This is a genomic window from Bifidobacterium vansinderenii (assembly GCF_002234915.1).
Taxonomy (GTDB): domain Bacteria; phylum Actinomycetota; class Actinomycetes; order Actinomycetales; family Bifidobacteriaceae; genus Galliscardovia; species Galliscardovia vansinderenii.
The window spans coordinates 1-7,105 of sequence record NZ_NEWD01000033.1; the positions used below are offsets into that span (position 1 = coordinate 1).

General features: G+C 61.5%; 6 protein-coding genes. 4 read left to right on the plus strand and 2 right to left on the minus strand.

What is annotated here, in order from left to right; all coding sequences use genetic code 11:
- The first annotated feature begins 466 nt into the window (after positions 1–466).
- From Tam10B_RS10430 to Tam10B_RS10440, 3 genes are all read left to right on the plus strand, one after another.
- On the plus strand, positions 467–1,033 hold the full coding sequence (locus Tam10B_RS10430; RefSeq protein ID WP_093961182.1) for an Hsp20/alpha crystallin family protein: 567 nt from the start codon (positions 467–469) through the stop codon (positions 1,031–1,033).
- A 515-nt stretch (positions 1,034–1,548) separates the two neighbouring features.
- Positions 1,549–3,009, plus strand: a complete 1,461-nt coding sequence (locus Tam10B_RS10435) for an aspartate ammonia-lyase (protein WP_093961186.1) — start codon at positions 1,549–1,551, stop codon at positions 3,007–3,009.
- A gap of 387 nt (positions 3,010–3,396) precedes the next feature.
- A complete protein-coding gene (locus Tam10B_RS10440) occupies positions 3,397–4,185 on the plus strand; it encodes a hypothetical protein (protein WP_093961183.1) in 789 nt (262 codons plus the stop codon).
- Between the two features lie 140 nt (positions 4,186–4,325).
- On the opposite strand, the gene Tam10B_RS10445 is transcribed toward Tam10B_RS10440, so the two are convergent.
- Complete coding sequence (locus Tam10B_RS10445; RefSeq protein WP_093961184.1) at positions 4,326–5,555, minus strand: DUF2974 domain-containing protein; 1,230 nt, start codon at positions 5,553–5,555, stop codon at positions 4,326–4,328.
- Between the two features lie 467 nt (positions 5,556–6,022).
- Between Tam10B_RS10445 and Tam10B_RS10450 the strand changes: the two genes are divergently transcribed.
- Complete coding sequence (locus Tam10B_RS10450) at positions 6,023–6,238, plus strand: hypothetical protein (protein WP_143248637.1); 216 nt, start codon at positions 6,023–6,025, stop codon at positions 6,236–6,238.
- A 227-nt stretch (positions 6,239–6,465) separates the two neighbouring features.
- On the opposite strand, the gene Tam10B_RS10455 is transcribed toward Tam10B_RS10450, so the two are convergent.
- Positions 6,466–7,105 (minus strand): IS30 family transposase (locus Tam10B_RS10455; RefSeq protein WP_143248638.1); only part of this gene is annotated, 640 nt, incomplete at its 5' end.

Below are 7,105 nucleotides of genomic sequence, written 5' to 3' on the forward strand. Positions count from 1 at the left end.
CACAACGCAACGTACCCGAAGGAGGCCGTTTGCGTACGTTCTGATCATTGCCGATACCGAACCGTACACGAACCGGCGCATTCGGTTACGTTCGGTTCGCGATCCGCAACGGAGCGTAACCGAGAAGGTCCGTTCGCGTACGTTTCGTCGTCAGCCCGCGACGGAACGTAATCCAAGCGGTTCGTCTGAGTACGTTTCGTATCGAGATCGCAACGGAACGTACTTGAACAAGTTGGATGATGTCGACGAAAGCAGAGCCATCGGAATTTGCGAAACTTGAGCCGTTGTGACTCAACTTTTTCACTGTGAGTAAACATCGCTTGCATCCGGCACGAACCCGTCTATACCAGAAGATGCAAGGCAAAAGGTGGGAGCCCGGGAAGGGTTCCGGAAACGGCCAACGAAAACAGTCCATGTGGACTGAAGCCAAGGCCGCTTTTCCTCCGTGATGTTAGGAGTACCGATTATGGCAATGTTTCCGGCTTTGATGAATGACATGATGTTCTCCGATCTGTTCGATGATCCGTTCTTCGCTTCGTGGCGCGGCGATCGCAACGCTCGTCTGTCCGGCTCTGACATGACGCCGATGGGTGGCATGAACGGCATGATGACGACGAACATGATGAACACCGATGTGCGCGACATGGGTGACTCCTACAAGGTGGACATCGACATGCCCGGCTTCACCAAGGACCAGATCAACGTCGAACTGAAGGACGGCTACCTGACCGTGTCCGCCCACAACGGCTGTGATTCCGGCAACTGCGCCAACGATTCCAACGCCAACGGCGGCGACGCCAAGTCCGAGCACGCCGATTCCGAGACCTGCCAGTCCCAGAACGCCGACGAGGGCAAGTGGCTGCGTCGCGAACGCTACTACGGTTCCTGCTCTCGTAGCTTCTACGTGGGCGAGGATATGAAGGAATCCGACATCCACGCCAAGTTCGAGAACGGCACGCTGACCCTGACCCTGCCGAAGCAGGACGACCAGCCCGCCGTTGAGCAGAAGCACACCATCGCCATCGAAGGCTGACGGCTGCGTCTGATCTCGACATCACAACCGATGCCTTAGGTCATCAGGCCTGATCAACTTTGCAAGCGGTCGCCCGTCCTCTTCTCGGCGCGCGGCCGCAGAGCCTCCGGAGTCCGGATTCATTGCACCGGCCCCCGGAGGCCTTTTTATTCCCTTTTTGTTCCCCTCGAGGCTGAGCCGTAAAGGAAACAGTCCAGTGGACTGTTTCCAGGCCAAGATGAGGTGCCTGACTCATTCCTGTTTTTCTTCCTTCCCCTCGCTTCTGTGTCTTCGTCTTCTTCCTTCCCCTTGAGGGGAAGGTGTCACGCAAAGCGTGACGGATGAGGTGTCCTGTGCGAGTCGCTTTTGTTTTCTTCTCGAGACTGAGCCGTAGGTGTCCGGCGCAACCACCTCCCCGCCTCTTGCCCCCACCGCCCCCGTGAATCCGCTAAGAGCGGTAAAGGTGGCGTTTCGCATCCGAAATCGCCATGATGGAGACGATATGCTTTTGCACGCAGTCAAGGATGGAGGACGTCATGGCACGACATGCAACCGGTAGCAAGCACACCACGCATCGTACGGAGGCCACCCGCGTCGAACACGACTGCATCGGCGAACTGCAGGTTCCCGAACGCGCCTACTGGGGCATTCACACCGAACGCGCCATCCGCAACTTCCCCGTCTCCGGCCGCGCCGACGCCGAACATCCGCAGCTCATCCAGGCCTACGCCACCGTGAAGAAGGCATGCGCCTCCGCCAACGAGGAGCTTGGCCTGCTTTCCGGCGTCAAGGCGGGCGCGATCCGTCAGGCGTGCATGGAGATCGAAGGCGGCCGCTTCCTCGATCAGTTCCCGATTGACGTCATGCAGGGCGGCGCCGGCACCTCGCTCAACATGAACATGAACGAGGTCATCGCCAACCGCGCGCTCGAACTGTCCGGCCACCATCGCGGCGAATACACGCACATCCATCCCAACGACGACGTTAATAAATCCCAGTCCACGAACGACACGTATCCGGCCGCATGCAAGATCGCGCTGATCGACATGCTCGGCCCGCTCGCCCAGTCCGCCAAGAAACTGTCCCGATCGTTCCACGCGCTCGCCGACCGTCATATCAACGACGTGACGATCGGCCGCACACAGCTGCAGGACGCCGTGCCGATGACATTCGGCCAGGAGTTTCATGCGTTCGCGAGTTTCCTCAAGTCCGACGTCGCGGCGATCGAGGCTCTGGTGCCTCGCCTGGCCGTGCTCAACCTCGGCGCCACGGCCATCGGTACGGGCATCTGCGCCGATCTGCGCTTCCGTGAGTCCGCCACCCGTCATCTTGCGCAGGTGACCGGTCTGCCGATCACCGCCGCGCCCGATCCTGTGGCCGCGATGACCGACATGAGCGTGTATGTGTCGGTGAGTGCCGCGCTGAAGAACCTGGCCGTCCATCTGAAGAAGGCCGCCGACGATCTGCGTCTGCTCAACTCCGGTCCGCACGCCGGTCTCAACGAGCTGACCGTGCCCGCGCGTCAGGCCGGTTCGAGCATCATGCCCGGCAAGGTCAATCCAGTGATCCCCGAATGCGTGGACCAGTGCTGCTTCGTGATCTTCGGCATGGACACGACCGTGAACTGGGCGGCCGGCGAGGGGCAGCTGCAGCTCAACGCGTTCGACCCGGTGATCATCCATTCGCTGCTCGACGGCGTCTCCCTGCTCACCCGTGCGATGGGCACGTTCCGTCGCCGCTGCGTGGACGACATCACGGTGAACGTGGCCGTCGGCCGTCGTCATGCCGAAGCGTCGCCGTCGATCGCCGCCTCGCTGAACGCCGACATCGGCTACGAGCGTGCGGTGGACATCGCCAAGGAGGCGTCCGAATCCGGCCGCACCGTCCGCGACATCGCCGCCGAACGAACCGACTTGCCCGCCGACCGTCTCGACGCCCTGCTCGACCCGATCACCCTCTCCCGAGGCCTCGGCCAGACCTGCCGCGAACAGCACTAGCCTCTCCGGCTCCCCTCTATTGCAGGACGAGCTGTCTGCGAAGCAGACTGTGGGGAGCATCAGGGGCAAGCTCCTCGCGAGCCTCCCCTCAGTCCGCCATATGGCGGACAGCTCCCCTCCGCAAGAGGGGAGCCGATGCCATGTGTGCTCGTCCACCACTGCTGGCTTCATTATTTGCGCGGCAGCTCATTCTTCCGACTCCCCTCTCTGAGGGGAGCTCCGCTTATAAGTCCTCCCGCACCTTGCCCCCCCCCCGAGATTTCGGAGTAAGCTGAAACCATAGTTCTCCTGCCATCACGGCAGCCGGTTGTTTCTCCTGAATCCATCCCGATATCCTGCAATGATGCGGGCACACTAATGCGCAATAACGTAGTAAGGGGCACTGCAATGTCACGCTTATCCTCACCGATTCGCGCTGCGGTCGGACTCGCCGCAGTGGTCGTGCTCATGCTGCCGCTCTCCGGATGCGGCAATTCCGGCGCGGGATCGGCCTCTCCGTCCGCCAACAACACTTCGCAATCCACAACGAATCCGCAACAAGACAGCGCGTCAAAATCCACCAACATCGCCTGGGAGCACATCAACGGCACGGACCTGCAGACCGCGTACATGTCCTACACGGAGGACGCCACACTGGGTGATCACGCCAGCCAGTTACTGACGGAATCCGTGACATCGACGCCGAACATTGACAAGGAATACGTCGACTCCGTGACCGCCGACGGCAAAATCACCGCCGACGAGATGAACGCCGCCGAACAGCGCGCCGTCGACTGTTTCGCCGGGCACGGCATGATCGCAAACACGAACTACTGGTTCGGACTGGATGGTGGCCTGGTCACCGACTCGCAGAACACCACCGCCGACGGCGCGATCAGCGACGAATGTATGTACGACAACGGGTACGAAGCGTTGCGTATCGCCTATCTGGATGCCGTGCGCAACCCCGACGGCGTGGATCTGGGTCCGTATCGGCTCCAGTGCTACAAGGACTACGAGCTTGTCGATCAGGACTATTCATACGAGCAGTATCAGCGTGATCAGGACTCGGGAAAATCCCGTCTGAATTCCGTGGACCCCGCCACGCCCGCCTATCGCGACTACGTCGAATGCCTCACCGACCCCCTGCACGCGATGACCAGTGACACGACCGGCATCCCATCCTCCGCGAATTAGCCCACTTCCCCGCGCAATGCGCGAGTTTTGTGGTTTTCCTGTTTGACAGGGCGCCTTCATCACCGTGATTGCAACGGTTATCTGGTGATTTTTCGGGTTTTCGGATTCGGAAAACCACAAAACTCGTATGCTCGGCCCCGTTACTTCCCTCGTGCCAGCGAGGTCTTGAGTAGCAGGTTGAACACGTAGCGCAGATTACGCCGGTCCTCGTCCGACAGTCCCACGTACGAGTTGATGATGTCCGGTATCGCTCGTGGCATGGTTTTCATCATGCCGGACAGGCTGTCGGATCCGCTCGCGCCGAGCAGCGAGAACAGCGCGTCCACCGCATGCTCGCGCTGCTCCACGGTGAGTCCGGACAGCCACGCGTTGAGCTGCGTGTTGAAGTACTGCGAACTCGACGCCACATGCGGCAGCCGTTCGAACTCCCACCGGTCGTTGAGCTGCCACGAGTACGTCAGATGCTGCATGATGCCCTTCTGATCCGACACCACCACCGTGCATGGTTCCGGCGTCTCCAGAATCATGCCGACGATCGACGAATCCGGCACGATCTTCTCCACCTTGGGCATGACCGCCGCGTATTCGGCGCTGTTCACCACGTCGGACGGGAATCCCGGTCCGTCGAGCGAATATGCGCGTGTGATGCGTTTGCGAATCCTCTCGTCCGCGTTCATCGCCGCGTACACCGCCACGTTGCCGCCCTTGGAGTGGCCGGTGAGGATCAGCGGATGCTCCTGTCCGAACCGCTGCCCGTTTCCCTGACCGAAGACCCGGCTCATCATGTGCCCGAATCCGCGCCGCCACAGTCCGGCGATGGCGGTCGTGTATTCCATGGCGGACTCCTGCGCCGGCACCGGGTACTGGAACGACATGTTGAAGTCCTCCTTCCACCCGGCGAACGAGTCATCCGTGCCGCGGAACGCCACCACGATCGTGCCGGCCCTGTCCGGTAGCAGCATGGTCTCGGCGGCGAACTGCGTCTGCTCCTCTTCGCTGAACCGCTCCTCGTACGCGCCCACGCGGATGCCGCCGAACCGCGGACTGTCCACCAGCACCCTGAACAACTGTTCGTCGAGTTCCGGATCGCCCAGTCCGGTGTGCCCCTCGCGGATGTTGTATTCACTGTCCGGACTGGTGAGTTCGGCGGCGACCTCGCTCAGCGTGGGCCCCTCGAACGGCACGTTCCAGAACGCTTTCAGTCGTTTCCAGAACGTGCCGTATCGTTCCGTCTGCTCGCTGAGACGCGGCGCGGACGGCGGCAGCTTCTGATAGGCGACGGAGGCGAGCACCAGTGCGTCCACATCGCCGAACGGGCGTTCGTCGAATCCGCGCGTCTCCTCGCGCACGTAGTCAATGATGTTCCCCATCGCCACTTCCGTTCCATGTCACACGTCATGGGGCGGCCACGGTCGGATCGTATCGTTGGCCCATGCGGCCGTCGCCCCTCACTACTCTAGCTCGGCGACCCTGTTCGAGAACCGTACAGATGATGATCGATCGTCGGGTTATGTGACCGTATTAGGTCGCGCGTTCGCTGCTCGACATTGATGGCTGTGTTTGTTGAATAACACGTATGCTCACTGCATGAAGAAGGCGAGTTAGGTCCGGCCCTATTCCCGAGTTTCCTTGATTTTTGCAGGATCGACACGCGTTCAGGATTCGTTCAGGTGATGATGCGCCATTGCCCCGACGATCGTGACCCCACCTTGAGTTCCGTCGAAGTCGTTCCCATGAATGATCCGGTGTAATGAAATCACTCGCCGAGAAAGGCCAGACGATAACGCCGGCAGCATCGACGAGGACAGCATCATTCATCCACATCGAAAGGATCATCATGACCGCGATTCAGAAGAGCCACGCCGACTTCCTGCCTACCTGGCATGGCACCATCGCACAGCAGGGACGCGAACTCTCCCTGCGCCACATCGCCGCATCCGTAGCCTACGTCCCGAGTGCAAACCACGCCCCCGCATCCCGGGCTCGTACCCGCACTCGTGGCACCAGCGCCCGCCAGCGCCTACCCCAATCCGCCGGCAGCCCCCTGAGTTAATCTCACGCCTGATGAGCGGCGCTCAGGCAACAGCATGCCGCTGCCCGAGCGCCGCATGGCTGCGGAAGGGATCATCCTGCGGTTCCCCTCCTCACCGGAGGGGAGCTGTCGGCAAAGCCGACTAGGACTACATGGTTTCCGGCTCCCCTCCGAGGGAGGGGAGCTGGGCGGATTCTAGTGGTGGTTGCAACACCTGTGTTGCTGTCTGATTTGGTTGTGTGATCGTATCATGCCGCTTCGATCAGGTCGAGCATGACCTCGATCGGAGACCTGGCGTCAAGGGTCTTTCTGGGACGGTTGTTCATTTTGGCCGCGATCATGTCCAGATACGCCCGCGAATACCCGCCCAGGTCGGCCCCCTTCGGGAAATACTGGCGCAGCAGCCCGTTCGTGTTCTCGTTCGTGCCCCGCTGCCACGGCGAATGCGGGTCGCAGAAGAACACGTCCATGTCCAGCGAGGCCGAGATGCGTCTGTGGAGCGCGAGTTCCGAACCCTGGTCCCAGGTCAGGGACCGTCGCAGAACGGCGGGCAGTTCTCCCATCCGGTCGATGATCGCCCGTTGGACGTGTTCGGCGTCATGCCCGTCGGGCAGATGCAGAAGGATCAGGAACCGGGTGGAGCGCTCCACGAGCGTGCCGATCGCGCTGCGGTTGTTCGCGCCCATGATCAGGTCGCCCTCCCAATGGCCGGGCACGGCACGGTCCTCCGCCTCCGCGGGACGCTCGGAGATCATGACCATCGGCTCGCGGAACCGGGGCCTGCGTTCGCTCCCGTCGTTCCTCGGGCGCCTCATGGCCCGTCCGGAGCGCAGGGCCCCGGCCACGCCCCTCCTCAGCTCGCCCCTGGCCTGGACGTAGATGGCCTGG